At 37.8% G+C, this 22,073-nt stretch carries 16 protein-coding genes; 11 read left to right on the top strand and 5 right to left on the bottom strand.

From position 1 onward, the window contains the following. Positions 1-162: 162 nt before the first annotated feature. Positions 163-1,266: an aminopeptidase P family protein gene (locus RV17_RS05120; RefSeq protein ID WP_071868693.1), complete on the bottom strand. Its 1,104-nt coding sequence runs from the start codon at positions 1,264-1,266 to the stop codon at positions 163-165. A gap of 210 nt (positions 1,267-1,476) precedes the next feature. On the opposite strand from RV17_RS05120, the gene ccpA reads away from it, so the two are divergent. Continuing rightward, a complete protein-coding gene (gene ccpA, locus RV17_RS05125; protein ID WP_067483841.1) occupies positions 1,477-2,478 on the top strand; it encodes a catabolite control protein A in 1,002 nt (333 codons plus the stop codon). A 475-nt stretch (positions 2,479-2,953) separates the two neighbouring features. On the opposite strand, the gene RV17_RS05130 is transcribed toward ccpA, so the two are convergent. Beyond that, a complete protein-coding gene (locus RV17_RS05130; RefSeq protein WP_379903985.1) occupies positions 2,954-5,308 on the bottom strand; it encodes a transglycosylase domain-containing protein in 2,355 nt (784 codons plus the stop codon). Between the two features lie 236 nt (positions 5,309-5,544). Here RV17_RS05130 and RV17_RS05135 point away from each other — a divergent pair, with 236 nt between their 5' ends. Continuing rightward, entirely contained in the window at positions 5,545-6,438 is an 894-nt protein-coding gene (locus RV17_RS05135; RefSeq protein ID WP_067483845.1) for a deoxyribonuclease IV, read from the top strand. Positions 6,439-6,972: 534 nt separating this feature from the next. Here RV17_RS05135 and RV17_RS05140 read toward each other — a convergent pair. Beyond that, positions 6,973-8,550 (bottom strand): Nramp family divalent metal transporter, encoded by a 1,578-nt coding sequence (locus RV17_RS05140; protein ID WP_379903989.1) that lies wholly within the window; start codon positions 8,548-8,550, stop codon positions 6,973-6,975. Positions 8,551-8,815: 265 nt separating this feature from the next. On the opposite strand from RV17_RS05140, the gene RV17_RS05145 reads away from it, so the two are divergent. From RV17_RS05145 to RV17_RS05155, 3 genes are all read left to right on the top strand, one after another. Continuing rightward, positions 8,816-9,040 (top strand): YneF family protein, encoded by a 225-nt coding sequence (locus tag RV17_RS05145; RefSeq protein WP_071868695.1) that lies wholly within the window; start codon positions 8,816-8,818, stop codon positions 9,038-9,040. A 129-nt stretch (positions 9,041-9,169) separates the two neighbouring features. After that, positions 9,170-10,921 (top strand): ABC transporter ATP-binding protein, encoded by a 1,752-nt coding sequence (locus RV17_RS05150; protein ID WP_071868696.1) that lies wholly within the window; start codon positions 9,170-9,172, stop codon positions 10,919-10,921. After that, on the top strand, positions 10,921-12,699 hold the full coding sequence (locus RV17_RS05155; RefSeq protein ID WP_067483851.1) for an ABC transporter ATP-binding protein: 1,779 nt from the start codon (positions 10,921-10,923) through the stop codon (positions 12,697-12,699). The genes RV17_RS05150 and RV17_RS05155 overlap by 1 nt, the downstream gene beginning before the upstream one ends. Positions 12,700-12,799: 100 nt before the next feature. Here the strand turns inward: RV17_RS05155 and RV17_RS05160 are convergent, their stop codons facing one another. Next, positions 12,800-13,717, bottom strand: a complete 918-nt coding sequence (locus RV17_RS05160) for a MurR/RpiR family transcriptional regulator (protein WP_067483853.1) — start codon at positions 13,715-13,717, stop codon at positions 12,800-12,802. A 245-nt stretch (positions 13,718-13,962) separates the two neighbouring features. Between RV17_RS05160 and RV17_RS05165 the strand changes: the two genes are divergently transcribed. The 6 genes from RV17_RS05165 (at position 13,963) to RV17_RS05190 (ending at position 21,030) form a co-directional block, all read left to right on the top strand. Continuing rightward, positions 13,963-15,351, top strand: a complete 1,389-nt coding sequence (locus tag RV17_RS05165) for a 6-phospho-beta-glucosidase (RefSeq protein ID WP_067483855.1) — start codon at positions 13,963-13,965, stop codon at positions 15,349-15,351. Between the two features lie 11 nt (positions 15,352-15,362). Continuing rightward, positions 15,363-16,190 carry a Cof-type HAD-IIB family hydrolase gene (locus RV17_RS05170; protein WP_071868697.1) on the top strand — a complete coding sequence of 276 codons (828 nt, stop codon included), beginning with the start codon at positions 15,363-15,365 and terminating at the stop codon, positions 16,188-16,190. A 55-nt stretch (positions 16,191-16,245) separates the two neighbouring features. Further along, positions 16,246-17,679, top strand: coding sequence for a 6-phospho-beta-glucosidase (locus tag RV17_RS05175; RefSeq protein WP_067483859.1), 1,434 nt, complete (start codon positions 16,246-16,248; stop codon positions 17,677-17,679). Positions 17,680-17,817: 138 nt separating this feature from the next. Next, positions 17,818-18,750, top strand: a complete 933-nt coding sequence (trxB, locus tag RV17_RS05180) for a thioredoxin-disulfide reductase (protein ID WP_071868698.1) — start codon at positions 17,818-17,820, stop codon at positions 18,748-18,750. A gap of 186 nt (positions 18,751-18,936) precedes the next feature. Further along, positions 18,937-20,664, top strand: coding sequence for a phospho-sugar mutase (locus tag RV17_RS05185; protein WP_067483863.1), 1,728 nt, complete (start codon positions 18,937-18,939; stop codon positions 20,662-20,664). 123 nt (positions 20,665-20,787) lie between these two features. Then, complete coding sequence (locus RV17_RS05190; RefSeq protein WP_370629926.1) at positions 20,788-21,030, top strand: ArsR/SmtB family transcription factor; 243 nt, start codon at positions 20,788-20,790, stop codon at positions 21,028-21,030. A gap of 146 nt (positions 21,031-21,176) precedes the next feature. Here the strand turns inward: RV17_RS05190 and RV17_RS05195 are convergent, their stop codons facing one another. Further along, positions 21,177-22,037, bottom strand: coding sequence for a pyruvate, water dikinase regulatory protein (locus tag RV17_RS05195; RefSeq protein WP_067483867.1), 861 nt, complete (start codon positions 22,035-22,037; stop codon positions 21,177-21,179). Positions 22,038-22,073: the final 36 nt, after the last annotated feature.

The following is a 22,073-nucleotide window of genomic DNA, read 5'->3' on the forward strand; positions in this document are numbered from 1 at the left end:
TTTATTCTTATTTATTGAAGTTGGGCACTTCTTTTACAACCTCATACACGGTGTTCCCCAAGCAGCTTCTTCGACAATAAGTTCTCTTTTCTTAAAAATATGGGGAACTATTTTTAGAAAAGCATTCTTATTGCTTGAAGCTAATCGCTTGGTGCCACAACCTTATTCCAAAATCAACAATTCTTTTGGTGTTGTTGTAAATGGCACACAACCATCTTTTGTCACATAAACACAATCTTCAATACGCACACCCACTTGTTCAGGAATGTAAATACCTGGTTCAAGAGAGAAACACATACCTTCCTCAATAACCAAATCATTTCCTTCGACTAAAGATGGGTACTCATGAACAGTTGTACCAATCCCATGTCCTAAACGATGATTGAAGTATTCACCATAGCCATAGCTATCAATTACACCGCGTGCAATCTGATCTAATTCGCCAGCCGTAATTCCAGGACGAACAGCATCATGAGCTGCTAGTTGAGCTTCTAATGTAATATTGTAGATTTTTTCTTGGAATTCAGTTGGTTTTTTGTAAGCAATTGTTCGAGTTGCATCACTACAGTAACCGTCCCAAACAACACCTAAATCAAATAGAACAAGTTCATTTGGTTTAACTTGTGTATTCCCTGGTGCACCATGAGGACTAGCCGCATTTTTTCCAGCTAAAACTAATGTATCAAAAGACATTTGTGAAACACCTTGTTTTTTCAATTGGTACTCAATTTCGGCAATGATTGCTTGTTCTGTAATGCCTTCCTTTGCTGCTTTAAATCCAATTTCAAAAGCAACATCTGCCCATTTTCCAGCTGCAATTAATTTATCTTTTTCTTCCACTGTTTTGATCAATTGTAAACGTTGAATAACCGGAGTCAAGTCAGTAAAGAAATCTGTTCCAGATAAAATATCCGACATATAATCAAAACGTTCAACAGTCAAAGCATTTTTTTCAATTCCAACATTGCCGGGTTGACCATAACGCGTACGAATTTCTTTGCCAATGATTTCCCAAGGGTTTTCACTATCAAGGTAACCGCGAACATCAAAAGTCCAACCACTATTTTTGGCATCATCAACTTCTAAAGCTGGTGTGAATAAAAATGGGTCTTGTTCTAATGGAATAAATAACGCAAGCACACGTTCATGTGGATCACTTTCGTAACCTGAGAAATATGCGATGTGTCCAGGGTCGCTGATATAAGCAAGCTCAACCTGATTATTTGCCATCCATTGACGCAATTCATTGATTTTTACATTGTTCATTTAGCTTCCTTCTTTCTGATAATTCAAACTATTTATCATTGTAACATTAAATTTTTCGAAAGACCATTCCGATAAATTGAAAGAAAAACATAATTTTCATGAAAACACTGTTAAAACGGTTGCAATCCATAAAATAATTTGATATTCTAATTTAGAAATGTAAGTCGTATTTTCAGAAAAAATCAGATAAATAAGAACGGGAGAACACAAATGGAAAAACAAACAATTACTATCTACGATGTAGCTAGAGAAGCAAATGTGTCAATGGCAACTGTTTCACGCGTTGTGAACGGAAACCCAAATGTTAAACCTGCGACACGAAAGAAAGTTTTGGAAGTAATCGATCGTCTTGATTATCGACCAAATGCTGTTGCGCGTGGATTAGCAAGCAAGAAAACTACTACTGTTGGTGTAATCATTCCTGATGTCAGCAATATGTTTTTCGCTTCATTGGCTCGAGGAATCGATGATGTTGCGACAATGTACAAATACAATATTATTTTGGCTAACTCAGATGGTAATGACCAAAAAGAAGTAAACGTACTAAACAACTTGTTAGCAAAACAAGTTGATGGTGTAATTTTTATGGGACATCATATTACTGATGAAATCCGTGGCGAATTTTCTCGCTCAAAAACACCAGTTGTTTTAGCGGGCTCAATTGACCCAGATGAACAAGTAGGTAGCGTAAACATTGATTATACTTCTGCAACAAAAGATGCAGTGAATCAATTAGCAAAAAACGGCAACGAAAAAATTGCGTTTGTTAGTGGTGCACTAATTGACCCAATCAATGGTCAAAACCGTTTGAAAGGTTATAAAGATGCATTGAAAGAAAATAACTTACCTTATAGTGAAGGTCTGATTTTTGAAGCAAGTTATAACTTCAAAGATGGCTTGTCATTAGTTGATCGTATCCATAACAGTGGAGCAACTGCTGTATATGTTTCAGATGATGAACTAGCAATTGGTATCTTGGATGGCATGCTGGATAAAGGAATCAAAGTTCCTGAAGAATTTGAGATCATCACAAGCAACAACTCATTATTAACTGAAGTAGCTCGTCCTCGTTTGACAAGTATTACACAACCTTTATATGATATTGGTGCGGTTTCAATGCGTTTGTTGACAAAAATGATGAACAAAGAAGAAGTTGAAGAAAAAACAATTGTTTTACCTTATGGAATTGAAGAAAAAGGTTCAACAAAATAATTTTTGATTGAAAAAGTAGCCATGAGCAATCATTTTGATTGTTCGTGGCTTTTTTGATAAAAGGTTGTGGCGCAAAACGCTTAACTCCGACAAGATAGCGAGCAAGTACTCAAAATAGTTTTACATATTTTGAAGTGAATGCAAGCTATATGGAGGAGTTGTTTTGGGAACACCGTGGATAAGGTTGTGGCGCCAAGCGTTTAGCTTCAAGCAATAAGAAGGCTTTTCTAAAAACAGTTCCCCATATTTTTAAGAAAAGAGAACTTATTGCCGAAGAAGTTGCTTTGGGAACACCGTGGATAAAGCTTGTAGCACAAAACACTGCACTCAAAAGATAGCGAACAAGCACTCAAAAAATAGTAAACAAACATAAAAAACACCCACTTTTGAGAGCACAGTAGTTAGGAATTAAAAATAAGGACCAAAAGAAAATAGAACCAAAAGAAAAGCCACAGCATATGCCGTGGCTTTTCTTTTAGTCATTGTTGTTTCGTGCATTTTTTGTCTTGGAAGTTGTACGTGCATAAGTAGAAGCTGTCTTCCAATAATCAGTATAATTGTCATCTGTTCCACCAATACCGAATTTAAAGGTACTCTTTTCTGGTTCATTTTTTGCCCAAAGAGATTCAACCGTATTACTTGGTGTTTGAATCGAACGCTTATTGACTGTGACTTTTCCAGGAAGTTGACCAGTAAAGGAAGCCACTTTTTCTTTTTTCACATCAGAGGAAAGTTCGAATTTTTCTTGTGTTGCAAAAACAGTTGGATTGGTCTGATAGACACGGTTAATTAAATAGGCTAAATAGTTTGCGGAACGTTTTCCAGCCTGATTATCCATTGGCGTGTTATCATCGTGTCCCGACCAACTACTAATTGTAATTGATGGCGTTGAAACAATTAACCAAGAATCACGATATTCATTGGTCGAACCAGTTTTCCCAACCCAATCAGCATTTCCTAATGTACCATCTAAATTCGTAATCACTTCTTTAAATGGTGTAGTGATTTTTTGATCTAATACACTACGCATTAAGTTATTCATAATTGAAGCGGCTGCTTCTGAATAGACGCGAACAGGTTTTTCTTCATGTTGGTAAATAACGTTACCTTCGTTATCTGTAATCGAGTCGATTAGGTAACCTTCTTGGTAAATTCCATTATTAGCTAATGTTTGAAACCCATTTGTTTGCTGAAGGGTAGTCACTTCTACAGTTCCTAGTGGTGCAGATTCAACACCCCAATTATCATTTTTTGGATAATTCATTTTGGCTAAATAGTTATCATAAGCAGCTTGCTTTGAGCCACCTGAATCAAGTACATCTTGATATAAATGATAGGCAGGTATGTTATTTGACCAATCTAAAGATTCGCGAATCGTTTGGAAAGTGTTGAGATGTTGATTTGTCGCATTCACGATCTCTTCACCAGAGTTTGCGCCTTCTTTCCAAGTTGTGGTGTAGTTGGAAATTCGTGATTCGGAACCAACTAAGCCCATATCAATCGCGGGTCCATAAACCAATACTGGCTTGATTGACGAACCAGCTTGGCGCATCATATCAAAGGCATGATTATTTTGACTTTGCGCGTAATCACGACTGCCAACGAAGCCATAAATCCGACCCGTTCGATTGTCCATCAATACATTCCCAGTTTCGACACGAGTACCAGAAACGTCATCTAATAAATAACCGTAATTTGCAACGGCATCTTGCATAGCTGCATAAATATCTTTATCAATGGTTGAATGAACTGTATATCCTTTGTTTTGAATCGTTTGTTGCGCTTTTTGATAGTAAGCATCATACGTTTTGCTGTCGGCAAGATCAGCATTGTCTTTTTCGGCTAGTTGCTTCGTTACGATTTCAGTTGCGTTGTTCATAACAGTGTAGTAGAGAAAACCCCGATCATTTTGTTCAGCAATTTGCTGCGGTAAGAAATCTTTGGTCAAATCGTAAGCTTTCGCCGCTTCGTATTCATCTTTCGTAATTTTCTTTTCACGATACATACTAAACAAAACAAAATCTTTTCGGTCAAGTCCGTCTGAAACGTCTTCTTTCAAAGCACCAGTATTAGTGTAAGGGCTATAAGTAATTGGGCTTTGTGGCAGTCCAGCAATAAAGGCAGCCTGTGGTAAAGAAACATCTTTTGCATCTACCCCAAAAATCCCTTTCGCTGCTTCTTGTACACCGGCGATGTTTTGTCCTTTGTTATTTCGGCCAAAAGGAGAGACATTCAAATAAGTTGAAATAATCTCGTCTTTAGAAAAATATTTCTCGACTTGTGCCGAAAGTAAAATTTCATTGGCTTTTCTTTTAAATGTTGTTTCGTCAGTTAAAATTTGTTGCTTAACTAATTGTTGTGTCAACGTTGATCCACCAGAAGAACCAATTCCAGTAGCTTCAGAAACTAAGGCACGTAAGACTGCTTTAGGTACAAAGCCGTCATGTTCATCAAAATACTCATCTTCTGTACTAATAATCGCTGTTTTTAATAAGGGAGAAATCTTGTCTGAAGCGACGGTTGTTCGCATCAAATCTGTTTGAATGGTTGAAATCTCACTGTTATCTGAATAGACAAGTTTGGATGTTTCTGTGATATTGCCTAAGTCAGCTTGCAATTCTTCTTTTGTTGGTGTCTGGGTGTCTTCAACAAGGTAAGCAAAATAACCAGCTCCAATCCCGAGACCAAGTGCACCAGCTAGTAATAAAAGTACGACAATCACGACTGCTAACGACTGAAAAACTCTAAAAATAATTTTAGGAATGAACCATCTTTCAGTGTTGGCGTGTTTCTTCCTTTTTTTAATATCTTTTTGTGGCAAAAGAGTCACCTCAACTATTGAATTATTTCGCTAATTATAGCAAAAAAACGGGCAAAAAAACAGACTACGCATTTTTTAGGTTAAAATTACCAGTTTTAATTGAAAATAAGCAATCATTTTGAAGAATTTCTCCAACAAACAATCCTTAAACTTTTCTTTATGTACAGTTTCGGTTAAGATGAAAAAAGGGCTCAAAAGGGATCGATCATCTGGAGCAAACGACTGGAAATTAGGAGGAAAAATACATGTTACTAGGCTCACATGTTAGTATGAGTGGGAAAAAAATGCTTTTAGGCGCAGCTGAAGAAGCAGCAAGTTATGGCGCTTCAACTTTTATGATCTATACAGGTGCACCACAGAATACGAGAAGAAAAGCAATCGACGAAATGAATATTCCTGCAGGAAAAGAGTTTATGGCTGAAAACGGTCTTTCAAATATTGTGGTTCATGCACCGTATATCATTAATTTAGGAAATACGATAAAGCCGGAAATGTTTCCTTTTGCAATCCAATTTTTAAGAGAAGAAATCGAACGTGCTGAAGCATTAGGTGCGACTCAAATCACTTTACATCCAGGCGCACATGTTGGTGCTGGCCCTGAAGCCGGAATTGCGCGCATTGTCGAAGGATTGAATGAAGTATTGACGAAAGACCAAACTGCTCAGATTGCTTTAGAAACGATGGCAGGTAAAGGAACAGAGATTGGTCGCACATTTGAAGAGCTTGCAAAAATTATGGATGGGGTTACTTTGAATGAAAAATTATCTGTCACTTTCGATACTTGTCACACAAATGATGCAGGATACGATGTGAAAAATGATTTTGATGGTGTAATGACTGAATTTGATCGAGTAATCGGGCTGGATCGCTTAAAAGTGTTGCACATCAATGATTCTAAAAATCCACAGGGCTCACATAAAGATCGTCATGCAAATATTGGTTTTGGAACGATTGGCTTTGATGCGTTGAACACAATTGTTCACGATTCTCGCTTTGAACATGTATCAAAAATTTTAGAAACACCTTACGTTGGAAAAGATAAAAAGAAAGCTTATGCACCGTATGGTAAAGAAATCACAATGTTCAAAGAACAAAGATTTGAGCCAACTCTCTTTCCAGAACTACTTGAAGAAGTATAAACTCAATTGTAAAATTATAAAATAGATAGTATGAAACAAAAAGAATCCGCAAAATCAAACGATTTTTGCGGATTCTTTTTTGTGATTTAAATGAAGCATTGTGACAAATTTCAAGATGTTGAAATTTGGTCGTAGCTAAATGTTTTGTACTGTAACGCTTTGTGCTACAACCTCATTTACGGTGTTCAAGAAGTAACTCCTTCCAAATAAGTCTAAATTTCACAAAAATTTGAGAAGCAATTTCTGAAAATTTATTCTTATTTATTGGAGTTGAGAACTTCTTTTACAACCTCATTTACGGTGTTCCCCAAGCAACTCCTCGAAATAGCTTGCACTCACTTCAAAATATGAAGAACTATTTGAGTGACTGCTCGCTATCTTGTCGGATCTGAACGCTTGGCGCCACAACCTCATTTACGGTGTTCCTAAAGCAGCTTCTTCGGCAATAAGCCCACCTTTCATAAAAATATGCGAAACTATTTTTAGAAAAGTTTCCTTATTGCTTGAAGCTGAACGCTTTATACCACAGCCTTATTATCCTTCTTCTTGCATAACTTCTTTTAGATATTGTTCATGTTTCTTGTTTCCTTGATACAATTCAATGATGGTCCAAGCTAGCAATAACAGGACTGCCACAATAATTGCATAGGCAATATTGTCAGCCAACGAGATTTCTGAAATCGTTGCTTGGCTACCAAAGAAACTTTCGATTTGTCCGGGTAATCCTCGTAAATTGAGATAAGTCAGACTAATGACAGAAAACCAACCTAAAATTTTGATTACGAATGAATTTTTGAATTGTTTCCCCATTTCTACTTGACTATTAGTCATCATCAATAAAGGAATCATTGAGAATGGTAAAGCAAAAGCCAAGAAGACTTGTGATTCATTCATCAGATTATTTAATGCTTCATGTTCAGCAATGGCACTTTTTCCGCTAGTTAACATGACACAGATCAGAACAGGAATAACTGAAAGTAAACGAGTTACTAAACGACGCAACCAAACTGGAATACGCATATGGATAAAACCTTCCATAATAACTTGTCCAGTCAAAGTACCCGTAATCGTTGAGTTTTGACCAGAAGCAAGTAGGGCAACCGCAAATAAAGTAGAAAGGATTCCTGATTTTGCAACTTCACCCAAAATCCCATTACTCATCGTGGCCGGATTTGATAAGGCTTCATAAAGGCCAAAGAAAGAGGGGTCTTCTACAGTTCCAGTTTTGAAAACAGCAACACCCATAATCAATAGAAGAGCGTTAACAAGAAAGGCCATGGATAATTGAATGTTAGAATCCCAAGTAGTAAAGCGCACTGCACGAGCTACATCTGCGTTGTCATCATGGTTGATTTTTCTTGTTTGTGAAACAGCTGAATGGAGATATAAATTGTGTGGCATCACTGTTGCTCCAATGATACCTAAAGCACCAGTCAATGGTGTCTGTCCACCAATTGCAGGACTGTCAGCAAAAGTGCGACTGTTTGGAATGAAGCCTGCAAATAAAGCTTTCCAATCGGGATCAGACAAAGCAACTTGATAAACGAAAACGAATAAAATCACGAAAATCAAGCAAACAACAATTGCCTCAATTTTTCGAAAACCAACTTTCGTTAACAATAAAAGTAAGAAGACATCAAAAACAGTAATGAAAACAGCAACGACTAATGGAATTCCAAAGAGAAGATACAGAGCAATTGCTGCACCAATGACTTCAGCAATATCAGTTGCCATGATAGCTAATTCTGTCAGTACCCAGAGGATAATACCTAATGTTTTACTGGTACGAGCTCGAATGGCTTGTGCTAAGTCCATTTGGCTAACAATACCTAATTTGGCTGCCATGTATTGAAGAAGCATGGCAATCAAACTTGACATTAAAATGACTGACATGAGTAAATATTGGAAATTTTGTCCACCTGTAATAGAAGTTGACCAGTTACCTGGATCCATATAGCCAACAGCTACTAAAGCGCCAGGGCCTGAATAAGCAAGTAAAGTTTTGAAAAAGCCTTTTCCCTTCGGTACTTCAACTGTACCATTGACTTCGGCCAAGGATAAGCCGTTTGTATGTTCAATTAAACGGTGTTTATGTTGGTTTGAATTTTCCACAATCAAACCACCTTTCTGTTTTGATTTTACGACTACATTTTACACCTAATTAAATAAAATTCAAGAAAAAAATTCGGTTAGCCTAAAATTAATAATAAGGCGCACCTTCTTAGGGGAGGATGGGAAAAATCCGAAAGAAAATGGGTGTACAAGGAATTTTTATCCAATTTTTTACGCATTATTCAGAAAACAGCTTTTCTTTTTATAAAATCTTTAGTAAAATGTTTTATTGAGAGCAATTCGGAAAAGGAAAGGAGAGATTTACATGGTATCAACAGGTATTGTCGTACTTATCGCTGTAATCGCGTTACTAATCGGCGCAATAGGTGGATTCTTTTTTGCGCGCAAATATATGCAAGACTATTTAGAAAAAAATCCTCCCGTTAATGAGGACATGTTACGATCAATGATGATGTCAATGGGGCAAAAACCATCTGAAAAGAAAATTCGTCAGATGATGCAGCAAATGAAGAACCAAGGCAAAAAATAGGTTCTCCTTCCAAAATGACACACGTTAAGCGGGCTGATTTTTTTCAGCCCGCTTTTTTTGATTGCAGTTGTTAGAAAATTCAGATAATTAAAACTGGATGCTCTTGAGAAAAAACAAAGGAGGCATAAAATGTCGATTTTTAGAAAACTTGGTTGGTTTTTTAAACAAGAAAAAAAGCATTATTTCGTAGGCGTATTCTCGTTGATGATTGTTGCACTTGTCCAACTAGTTCCACCAAAAGTCATCGGACTAATCATTGATGAAATCGCAGATAAAAAAATTTCATTTTCGACGATTGCCTTTTGGATTGCCATCTTATTAGTGGCAGCCGTTCTTCAATATCTTTTTCGTTACATTTGGCGTATGAACATTTGGGGAAGTGCCGCACGACTTGAGAAAGAGTTGCGTCAACGTTTATTCAAGCACTTTACTAAAATGGATACCCTCTTTTATCAAAAATATCGAACGGGTGACCTGATGGCACACGCAACCAATGATTTAAATGCAATCCAAAATGTGGCTGGTGCAGGAATTTTGACTTTTGCAGATTCAGTAATCACTGGAGGTGCGACAATCATTGCGATGATTTTATTTGTTGATTGGCGACTGACGCTGATTGCACTGATTCCGTTACCGTTGTTGGCTGTAACGTCGCGTGTATTGGGTACCAAGCTTCATGATGGATTTCGTGAAGCACAAGAAGCCTTTTCATCGATTAATGATAAAACACAAGAAAGTATCACGGGGATCAAAGTAATCAAAACGTTTGGTCAAGAACAAGAAGATTTGGTGGATTTTGAAACAAAGATTGCAGAGGCAATTGAAAAAAATAAACGAGTGAATTTTTTAGATGCCTTGTTTGATCCATTTATTACACTGATTATTGGTATTTCTTATGTTTTGACGATTATTCTTGGAGGAAAATATGTTTTAGAAGGAACGATTACAATTGGCCAGTTGGTTTCTTTCATTAGTTATATTGGGATGCTGGTGTGGCCAATGTTTGCGATTGGACGTTTATTCAATGTGTTGGAAAGAGGAAATGCTTCTTACGATCGTGTAAACGAGCTACTACATGAGAAAACGCATATTGTTGAGCAAATAGGCGCCATTCAAACACCAGCCAAAGGTGAGTTGACTGTTGCAATTGATTCATTCAGTTATCCTGAAGAACAAGGACCTGCATTAGAAAAAATTGATTTTACAGTTCATGAAGGGGACACTTTGGGGATTGTAGGAAAAACAGGTGCTGGGAAAACAACGATTATTAAACTTTTGATGCGCGAGTACGACCAATATCAAGGAAAATTGATGATTGGTGGAAAGGATATCAAAGAGTACTCTTTGGATGCTTTATTGCAATCAATTGGCTATGTTCCACAGGATCATTTCTTATTCTCCATGACGATTCGTGAAAATATTCGTTTTTCTAATCCAGCATTGCCAGAAGATGCAGTAGAAAAAGCTGCAACTATGGCATTTATTAATAATGAAATCAAAGAGTTACCAAAAGGGTATGACACATTGGTTGGTGAACGTGGCGTGTCCTTGTCAGGAGGACAGAAGCAACGAATTTCCATTGCACGAGCATTAATTCAAAATCCAGAGTTGTTGATTTTAGATGATGCGTTATCGGCTGTCGATGCTAAAACAGAAGAAGCGATTCTTCAAAATTTAAAGTCGAATCGTAAAGAAAAAACGACAATCATTGCTGCCCATCGCTTAAGCAGTGTGATGCATGCCAAAGAAATCTTAGTTATCGATCAAGGAAAGATTGTAGAACGTGGAACACACGAGGAGCTATTAACGTTAGGTGGCTGGTATCAACAAATGTGGGACAAGCAACAACTAGAAGCAAAAATTGAGGGAGGTGAGGCGTAATGGACGAAAATTATCAATCGGAATGGACCAAATCCATTCCTTTAAAAGAACAGAAACAGATTATCAAGCGATTGCTGGTTTTTGCCAAACCATTTAAGCAAACATTCATTGTGGCTATCTTATTTGCGTTAGGTTTATCTGTTATTAATGTCATTTTGCCAAGGATCATCCAGTCGTTTATGGATAACCATTTAGCAAATCAATCAGCGACAACCCAAGTCATCTTGTTTTTTGCGGGGTTGTATTTATTCGGAGTTATTGTCAAAAGTATTATCTGGTTTTTCCAGTGGTATTTATATTCAATGGCTTCATTAAAGACCTTCCAGCATATTCGGGTAAAACTATTTGAAAAGCTTCATACATTAGGTATGCGCTATTTTGACCAGACACCAGCAGGTTCAATCGTGTCGCGTGTCACGAATGATACAGAAACATTATTTGAATTCTGGTATGTATTCTTGATGGTTCTGACGGGAATCTTTGCAGTGATTTCTTCATTAGTTGCAATGATTCAGATCAATGTGAAAATTACACTTTGGACATTAATCTTTTTACCAATTTTAGGTGTAGTTATTTGGTATTATCAAAAATTCAGTTCTCGGATTTATCGGAACATGCGTGAAAAACTGAGTCAGTTGAATACCAAGTTAAATGAATCAATTTCTGGAATGAAAATCATTCAGCAATTTCGGCAAGAAGCTCGTTTGGCCAATGAGTTTGAAGAAGTAAATGATGATTATTTGGCGACTCGCTATGCGATGATCAAAACGAATTCAATTTTGTTGAGTCCAATCATCAATTTTTTATATGCGTTAGCGATTGCGCTTGTCTTAACTTTATTTGGGATCGATGCCCTACACTCTCCAGTGGAAGTGGGATTGATTTATGCGTTTACGACATATGTTCAAGGTTTCTTTAATCCAATGTCACAAATGATGGACTTTTTAAGTGTCTTTACCGATGGAATCGTTGCTGGAAGTCGAATCTTAAAAATTATGGATACGACAGAATATGCGCCACAACAAGAGGAACATGCCAGCGGTGAAATTATCAATGGCAAAATCGAATTTAGAAATGTTAGTTTCTCTTATGATGGAAAAAACAATGTTTTAAATAATATTTCGTTTGTTGCAAATCCTGGTGAAACAGTGGCTTTAGTTGGACATACCGGTAGTGGGAAAAGCTCAATCATCAATGTTTTGATGCGCTTTTATGAATTTTATGAAGGTGAAATTTTGATTGATGATCGTGACATCCGATCTTATCCAATCAATGAACTTCGAGAAAAAATGGGGTTGGTTCTCCAAGACGCATTTTTATTCTACGGCGACATTGCTGGGAATATCCGAATGTTTAACGACAAGATCACAGATGAACAAATTCGCGAAGCGGCTGAGTTTGTCCAAGCGAATCGATTTATTGATGACTTGCCGCAAGGGTATCATTCGAAAGTGATTGAACGAGGCGCGAGTTACTCCAGCGGGCAACGCCAGTTGATTACTTTTGCACGGACGATTGTGACAGATCCTAAAATTCTTGTGTTGGATGAGGCGACAGCAAACATTGACACGGAAACAGAGGGTTTGATTCAAGAAGGTTTGGCTAAAATGAGGCAAGGACGAACAACAATCGCTATTGCTCACCGACTGTCGACCATTCGTGATGCAGAACTTATTTTAGTTTTAGATAAGGGAAAAATTGTTGAACGGGGAAATCATGAAGAACTGTTACAAATTGGCGGTTTATATGCAGATATGTATCAACTACAAAGCAGTTAACCAATAGTAAAAATAAAGCAAGCAATGAAGAAGGCCTAAACAGGTCCATTCATTACTTGCTTTTTTTATTGCAAAAAAGAAACATTTTTTGCGTAAAGGATCAATTGGGTAAAAAGGAATCCTTCACTTGAAAGTTTTCCCCGTGGTTCTCTTGCATGATCGCAGAGCTGATTGGACGTTTATCAACTTTTTGTCCAACAGCGATCAGATGGTTCAAGTTTTGTTGATAATTTTCAGCAAAGACACAGCCATAAAGTACATCTAGCAAATAGCAGATTGACGTATTGATTGTAAAATTCCCGATTTTTGAATAGAGTCGTTCCCGAGTTGTCAAACGTAGGACAACGGTACTTAAAGTGGAAAGACTGCACTCGCCGATGCTGGTCAAAGCTAAAATTGGCACATTTTTTTCGCGTAAAATGTGCGCGGTTTTTAAAATCATCTGATTCTCACCAGTATAAGAAATCAGTAAAGCACATGTGTCTTCATCACAGTTATACGCTTCATAAGATGATTCACCAAATGTGGTAACAATATGAACATCCATTTTGATACGTTTCATTTTTAAAATGAAGTCTTGGGAGATTAATGTATTGGCATTGCTGGCAAAAATGACGATTTTTTTTGCTTTGAGTAGTAACTGTTTTGCTTGTTGTAAGTCATCATGATGAATCAATGAAAGCGTATCTTGAATCGTTGTTTGTTCCAAAGAAGCTAATTTGTTTGCGATTGTCATGATTCCTTCCTCACCTGTAAAAGGCAGATTGGCATCAACTTCTTGAAAGTTTCTTTCTAAATATTCAGCTTCAGCTAAAAAAGTATCACGTAATTCAAGCCAGCCATTGAATTCCAGTTTTTTTGCCACGCGAATCAAAGTTGAAGGATGAACGAAAGATTGATTCGCAATTTCTTGAATCGTCAGTTGCGCAACTTGTTGCGTGTTCTCAAAGAGGAAGTGAACAACTTGTGTTTCGGCAGGTGAAAAAGTAGTTTGTTTGATTTTTTCTCGTAAAAGCATCGAACGCCTCCTTTTTACATGAATTATATCTTTTTTGTGAATGGATTGTAAACGTTTTTAAATTATTCTATAGAGAAATCAGTAAAGTTTAAGAAATATTAAGCGCTAGACAAAGTGGTATTTACAAAATAAACCAAAAAAACCTCGATTTTTGTAAATGATTCTGCAAAATCAAGGAGGTGTCTTGAGAATTTCTTTTACAAAAATGATAATGAAGATGTAAACAAAATTGAAGGAGTGAGCACATGACAAAAGGAATCAAGATTGCGACGATTGGCGGCGGCAGTAGTTACACCCCTGAATTAATGGAAGGCTTTATCAAACGCTATGAAGAATTACCAATACGTGAAATTTGGTTGGTTGATGTTGAAGCGGGGAAAGAAAAACTAGAAATTGTTAGTAAAATGGCCCAACGGATGTGGGATGCAACCCCTTATGATGTGAAAATCTATGCGACACTTGACCGTGAAGAAGCGTTAAAAGATGCCGATTTTGTAACAACTCAATTTCGAGTGGGTCAACTAGATGCACGTGTGAAGGATGAACGAATTCCTGCTTATTATGGCATGATTGGTCAAGAAACAAATGGCGCTGGCGGGATGTTTAAAGCTTTTCGTACCGTTCCTGTGATTTTGTCTGTGGTTGAAGACATGAAACGTTTATGTCCGAATGCATGGCTCATCAATTTTGCGAATCCAAGTGGTATGGTAACGGAAGCAGTTGTTCGTTATGGAAAATGGGATCGGGTCATTGGTTTATGTAATGTGCCTGTTATGGCGATGATGACTGAACCAGAAATGCTGGGTGAAAAGAAAGAAGATTTGATTTATAAATTTGCAGGTTTAAATCACTTCCACTGGCATAAAGTTGCAGATAAAACGGGGAAAGACATCACAGACCGCCTGATTGACCGACTTTATGATGAAGATAATGGTTTGCCAAAAAACATTTTCGATATTCCATTTTTCAAAGAACAATTAAAACAAATGCAAATGGTTCCTTGTGGCTATCACCGTTATTATTATCGCGAAGAAGAAATGCTAGCTCATGCACTGGAAGAATATCGGACAATCGGTACTCGTGCCCAACAAGTGAAAGAAACAGAGGCAGAGTTATTTGAGCTTTATAAAGATCCAAAACTTGACCATAAACCTGAGCAGTTACAAAAACGCGGAGGCGCTTATTATTCAGATGCGGCTTGTGAAACGATTGCCTCAATTTATGGAAACAAAGAGACTCAAATTGTCGTTTCCACGAAAAATGAAGGCGCTGTTCCTGATCTGCCAGCAGATTGTGTCGTAGAAGTAACTGCTTATGTTGGTGCTCAAGGTGCGCGAAATGTTGCCTTTGGTTCATTAGCGCCAGCTGAAAGAGGCTGGTTACAAGTAATGAAAAATATGGAATTGCTAACCATTGAAGCTGCCGTAACTGGCGACTATGGAACGGCATTGCAAGCATTTACAATCAATCCGTTGGTGCGTTCAGGAGAAACAGCGAAACGAATCATGGATGAACTGTTTATTGCACATCAAGAGTATTTACCACAATTTAGTGAAACAATTGAACGATTAAAACAAGAAGGCATTGAGGTACAAGATGAAGTAGCTCGTGAGTTAGACGCAGTGAAAGTTTGAGGGGAATCGTCATGACGAAAAAAATCGTCTTTTTAGATGTAGATGGAACGCTAGTGAATTACGAAAATGATTTGCCTGTGTCAGCCATCAAAGCTATTCAAGAGACACGAAGAAAAGGAAATTTAGTTTTTACCGTAACGGGTCGCAGTAAAGCCGAGATGTATCAAGATATATTGGATATTGGCTTTGACGGGTATATTGGCGGTAATGGGAGCTACATTGAGTTTGAAGACAAAGTGCTAAAAGAAGCGACCTTGACCTTGGAAGACACAACTAAAATTGTTGATTGGTTAAAGCAAAAGGGCCTGGAATTTTATTTGGAAGCGAATAGCGGACTGTACGCTAGTGACTTTTTCGAAGACCGTGGTGAAAAGACGATTCAAGAGTATTCACAACGAAAAGGGAAAGGACAGGCGACTGTTCGAGAAGTTTTTCCAGAGATGCTCTTTGGCGCAGACCTATACCGAGAAGATGTGAATAAAATCAGTTTTATCTTGGATAGCTATGAAGACTATTTAGAGGCAGTAGCAACCTTCCCAGAATATAAGCTTGGTACTTGGGGCGGCGCTGGTGAAACAGCTTTGTTTGGTGATATTGCACTAAGTGGTATCAACAAAGCAGTAGCAGTAGATGAACTATTAACTCATTTGCATATTGCTATAGAGAATAGTTTCGCATTTGGTGATGCGAAAGTTGATATTCCGATGCTAGAGCATTGCGGCACTGGGATAGCGATGGGGAATGGTGGCCCAGAAATCAAAGAAATGGCTGATTACATTACGGAATCTGTTGATAATGATGGCATTTGGTTAGCATTCAAGCATTTTGAACTGATCTGAGAACAAGAAGACAAGATGATGAATGGAATAGTTGAAAAGAAAAGGGGAAAGACAAATGGGTTTTAGAAAAGATTTTTTATGGGGTGGCGCAACAGCTGCCAATCAATGTGAGGGTGGCTACGATGAAGGTGGACGTGGCCTAGCTAATGTGGATGTGGTACCAATTGGTGAAGATCGTTTTCCAGTTATTACAGGTCAAAAATCAATGCTTGAATTTGACGAAGAACATTTTTATCCCGCAAAAGTAGCAATTGATATGTATCATCGTTATAAAGAAGATATTGCCTTATTTGCAGAAATGGGCTTTAAAACATATCGTTTATCAATTGCTTGGAGTCGGATTTTTCCAATGGGTGACGAAAAGGAGCCAAATGAAGAAGGACTAAAATTTTACGAAGATGTGTTTAAAGAATGTCAAAAGCATGGTATAGAACCACTAGTGACAATCACTCACTTTGACTGCCCAATGCATTTGATTAAAGAATATGGTGCATGGCGTTCACGTGAAGTAGTTGGTTTCTATGAAAATCTATGCCGAGTTATTTTTAACCGTTATAAAGGGTTGGTCAAATATTGGCTAACTTTTAATGAAATCAATATGATTTTACATGCACCGTTTATGGGCGCAGGTCTTGTTTTTGAAGAAGGCGAAAATGTTGAACAAGTAAAATATCAAGCAGCACATCACGAATTAGTAGCAAGTGCAATTGCAACAAAAATTGCGCACGAAGTGGATCCAAATAACCAAGTAGGTTGTATGTTAGCCGCAGGTGCAAATTATCCATACACATGTAAGCCAGAGGATGTGTGGGCATCACGCCAAGCAGACCGCGAAAATTATTTCTTTATTGATGTTCAGTCACGTGGAGAATATCCTGCTTACGCATTAAAAGAAATGGCACGTGAAGGTATCGAATTAAAAATGGAACCTGGTGATTTGGACTTACTTAAAGAACATACGGTGGACTTTATTTCCTTCTCTTATTACTCTTCTCGTGTATCGACAACAGATCCTAAATTATTAGAACAAACTGCAGGAAATATTTTTGCTTCTGTTAAAAACCCTTATTTAGAAGCAAGCGAATGGGGGTGGCAAATTGATCCATTAGGGTTAAGAATTACAATGAATGATATCTATGATCGTTACCAAAAGCCACTTTTTATTGTTGAAAATGGCTTAGGTGCGGTAGATGAACCTGATGAAAATGGGTATGTTGTTGATGATTATCGCATTTCTTATTTAGCAGCTCATATCCAAGCAATGAAAGATGCTGTTGAGTTAGATGGAGTAGATTTATTGGGCTACACGACTTGGGGCTGTATCGATTTAGTATCAGCCGGAACAGGTGAAATGAAAAAACGCTATGGCTTTATCTATGTAGATCGAGATAACTATGGTGAAGGAACGTTAGCCCGTACGAAGAAAAAATCATTTGATTGGTATAAAAAAGTAATTGCCTCAAATGGTGAAGACTTAGCGAATGAATAATTAACTGAAAAGTCTATTGTTTTTGCGCCTTTTGTTCGAGTATAATGTACATATTCGAAAAGGTAAGCAGAACAATAGACTTTTTTTGATGTTGGCTGTAAAGTAAGCTTACTTGATTTTAAACGGAGGAATGTACATATGTATGATGTAATTGTCATTGGCGCAGGCCCTGCTGGAATGACAGCTGCCTTGTATGCTTCACGCTCAAATTTATCAGTTGTGATGATTGAGCAAGGCGCGCCTGGTGGTCAAATGAATAACACAGCAGAAATCGAAAATTATCCAGGATTTGAGTCAATTATGGGCCCTGATCTTGCGTATAAAATGTATGAAGGCGTCTCAAAATTTGGTACAGAAAATGCCTATGGGATCGTCCAAGATATCAGAGATCATGGTACGTACAAAGAAGTCATCTGTGAAGATAAAACGTATGAAGGAAAAACAGTCATCATTGCTACTGGCTGTGTCCACCGTAAACTTGGTGTTTCTGGTGAAGAAGAGTATGCAGGTCGCGGCGTTTCTTACTGTGCAGTGTGTGACGGTGCGTTTTTCCGTAATAAACGATTAGTTGTGATCGGTGGTGGAGATTCTGCAGTTGAAGAAGCGATTTACTTAACGCAATTTGCTTCTGAAGTTGTGATCGTTCATCGTCGTGATGAATTACGTGCACAAAAAATTATCCAAGAGCGTGCCTTTGCCAATGAAAAAATTTCATTTGTTTGGGACACAGTTGTTGATGAAATCATTGGAAATGAAATGGTGGTAACAGGTGTTAAAGCACATAATGTGAAAACAGGGAATGAAGTAGCTTTAGCAGCTGACGGTGTCTTTATCTATGTTGGTCTTGATCCACTAACAGATCCGTTCAAACAAACTGGCTTAACCAATGCCGCTGGTTGGATTCCAACTGATCAAGAAATGAAAACGAATATGCCAGGTGTTTTTGCTGTAGGGGATGTGCGTGAAAAAGATTTACGACAAATCACGACAGCAGTTGGTGATGGTGGGATTGCTGGGCAACAAGTGTTCAAGTATTTAGAAACTTTAGCAGAATCCACTACACAAGCATAAACTTATTATGTTAACAAAATAAAAAAGCTCAATCAAAAGTGTATCCTCATTTTTGGTTGGGCTTTGTTTTTATTTATCCATTGAAAATCCTAACTGATATCATTTTTTCTCGTTGTGACTTTCATCTAATCTTAGTGAATGCTATACTAAAACAGAATTCATATTTTAGAAAGAGGTGTTATTTTCATGTCTTGGGAACAAGTTTATGAACAATGGGCAAATGAAGTGAACCTAGAAGAAAATTTAAAACAGCAATTAACTGTATTGAGTCAGGATTCTAAACAATTAGAAGATGCTTTTTATGCGCCTTTAGGATTTGGTACAGCAGGAATGCGTGGTATTTTAGGCCCTGGTATTAATCGTATGAATATTTACACAGTCCGCCAAGCAACTGAGGGACTCGCTCGTTTTATGGATGCACAAGATCCTGAAACAAAACGTCGTGGTGTAGCAATCGCATATGACTCACGTCATCAATCACCGGAATTTGCGATGGAGGCTGCGAAGACCTTAGCCAAGCACGATATTCCATCTTTTGTTTTTGAAAGTTTACGACCAACACCAGAATTATCTTTTGCTGTTCGTCACTTGAATGCGTTTACTGGCATCATGATTACGGCTTCTCATAATCCTGCTGCTTATAATGGTTATAAAGTTTATGGCGAAGATGGTGGACAAATGCCACCAGCAGATGCCGATGCATTGACTAAATATGTACGTGAAGTTAGCAATCCGCTGAAAGTCGAAGTGATGTCAGATGAAGAAGTGGAACACAGTGGTCTGATTTCAATTATTGGCGAAGAAGTAGACAACGCCTATTTAGCAGAAATGAAGGCTGTAACGATTGACCACGAATTGATTGAAGAAATGGGTAAAGACTTAAAATTGGTTTATACACCTCTTCACGGAACCGGGAAAATGTTAGGCGAAAAAGCCTTAAAACAAGCTGGTTTTGAGCAATTTGTTTTGGTGCCTGAACAAGCCATTCCAGATCCTGATTTTACAACGGTTAAATCTCCGAATCCGGAAGAACATTCTGCTTTTGAATATGCAATCCGTCTAGGTGAAAAAGAAGGCGCTGATTTGTTGATTGCAACAGATCCAGATGCCGATCGTCTTGGTGCTGCCGTTCGTTTACCTGATGGTTCGTACGAAGTATTAACAGGAAACCAACTTGGCGCAATCATGATTCAATACATCTTAGAAGCACATCAAGCAAGAAAGACGATGCCAGCGAATCCAGCGGTGTTGAAATCGATCGTATCAAGTGAATTACCAACTGCAATTGCAAAAAACTATGGTGCAACGATGTTCAATGTGCTAACTGGGTTCAAATTTATTGCTGAAAAAATCCAACAGTTTGAAGAAGACCATTCACATACATTTATGTTTGGCTTTGAAGAAAGCTATGGCTATTTAGTTAAACCATTTGTACGTGATAAAGACGCAATCCAAGCATTAGTTCTATTGGCAGAGGTTGCTGCTTTTTACAAGAAACAAGGAAAAACATTGTATGATGGGTTACAATCAATTTTTGAAACGTATGGTTACTATGCAGAAAAAACGATTTCTGTTACCATGAGTGGTCAAGAAGGATCAGCTAAAATCGCAGCGTTAATGGAGAAATTCCGTCAAGAAGCACCAACTGAATTTGCAGGTGCCAAAGTATTGCAGACAGAAGACTTCAAGAAATTAACAAGAACAGATGCAGCTGGAAATGTTGAAGCATTAACAACACCACCTTCTGATGTCTTGAAATATATGTTAGAAGAACAAGGTTGGGTAGCAATTCGACCTTCTGGTACAGAACCAAAGATCAAATTCTACATTGGAGTTAAAGGAAACTCGCAAGACGATGCTGAAGCAAAAATTGCAGCTTATGAAGCAAGCATCCAAGCAATTACAAAAGACTGAGGAATTTGAGACTGACGGAAAAAGTGGTAAACTTTAGAAGTCAGTCTTTTTGGATAGTTGGAGGTGAAGCCTTTGTCAGAGGTTCAAGGAACAAAAATTGAAAAGATCAGTCAGCTATTTAAAATGTTAAGCGATCCAACACGTTTAAAAATTTTATTGTATCTAAAAAATGGTGAACAAAATGTGACAGCTATCAGCCAAGCGGTGGAAATGGAACAATCAGCTGTTTCGCATCAGCTGCGATTACTCCGAGAAAATAAAATCGTTCGTTCTCGCCGTGAAGGAAAAGCAATCTTATATGTGCTGGATGACTCCCATGTTTTAGATATCTTAGAGCAGACTGTCAAGCATGTGGAGCATGACTAAGTCAGAAAACAAAAAGTATTTGAAACAGTAATCCAGTCTAAGAAATAAAAGCCAAATGATTTTGCTCGAAAAAAGGTGAGCCCAAACCGTTATCGGATGTGGGCTCACCTTTTTCGTTGGTGCGAATTAAAATAAGAATCAGGGAATCAATCGGAAGTTTCAGAAGACTCTGTTCCATAATAGCTGTGGTCTTCTAATTCAAGTGCATTTAAAATCAGAGAAGCAGTTTCTTCAATAGAAAGCGAGGCGACATTGATTACTACACAGCCCAGTTTTTGATAAAGATCATTTGCGAAGTCTAATTCTGCACGAATCTTTTCAATATCAGAATAAGCAGTATCTGGATTTAACCCATAAGAGCGCATGCGTTCCTTACGAATGCTGTTTAAAATATCGGGATCATTGGTTAGACCGACAATTTTTTTAGGATCTACTTCCCACAATTGCTTTGGAATATGTGCTTGTGGAATCAAAGGTAAATTTGCAACCTTTAAATTTTTGTTGGCTAAAAATAGACTCAAAGGTGTTTTGGAAGTACGAGAAACGCCAAGCAAAACAACATCTGCTTCTAAAAATCCTCGAGGGTCTTTACCATCGTCATATTTCACTGCAAATTCCATTGCTTTGATGCGTTTGAAATAGTTTTCATTCAACAAATGAAGTGCGCCGGGTTGACGCGTTGGTTGAATCCCGGTTCGTCGTTCGATTTCGGCTACAGGTGGCGTCATGATATCAAAGCTGAACAATTCGTTTTCATCACAAAATGTTCGAGCTGTGTCGATCAATTCTTGATTGATCAAGGTGTGGAGAACGATGGCTTGTTCTGTCAAGGCATCATTTAATGCATTGAGTAAAGTTTCTTTGTCAGTGACAAATGTTCGACGAAATAAATTGAATTCGACACTTGGATACTGAGCCATTGTTGCTTGTGCTAATTTGGTTGCTGTTTCACCAGCAGAGTCAGAGATGACAAAAAAAGTAACTAATTCAGTTGAATCTGAAGCCATAAGAAAAACCTCACTTGCTTTTTTTTTTGCTTTATT

Source organism: Enterococcus thailandicus (assembly GCF_001886265.1).
In the GTDB taxonomy this organism is placed as follows: Bacteria; Bacillota; Bacilli; order Lactobacillales; family Enterococcaceae; genus Enterococcus_B; species Enterococcus_B thailandicus.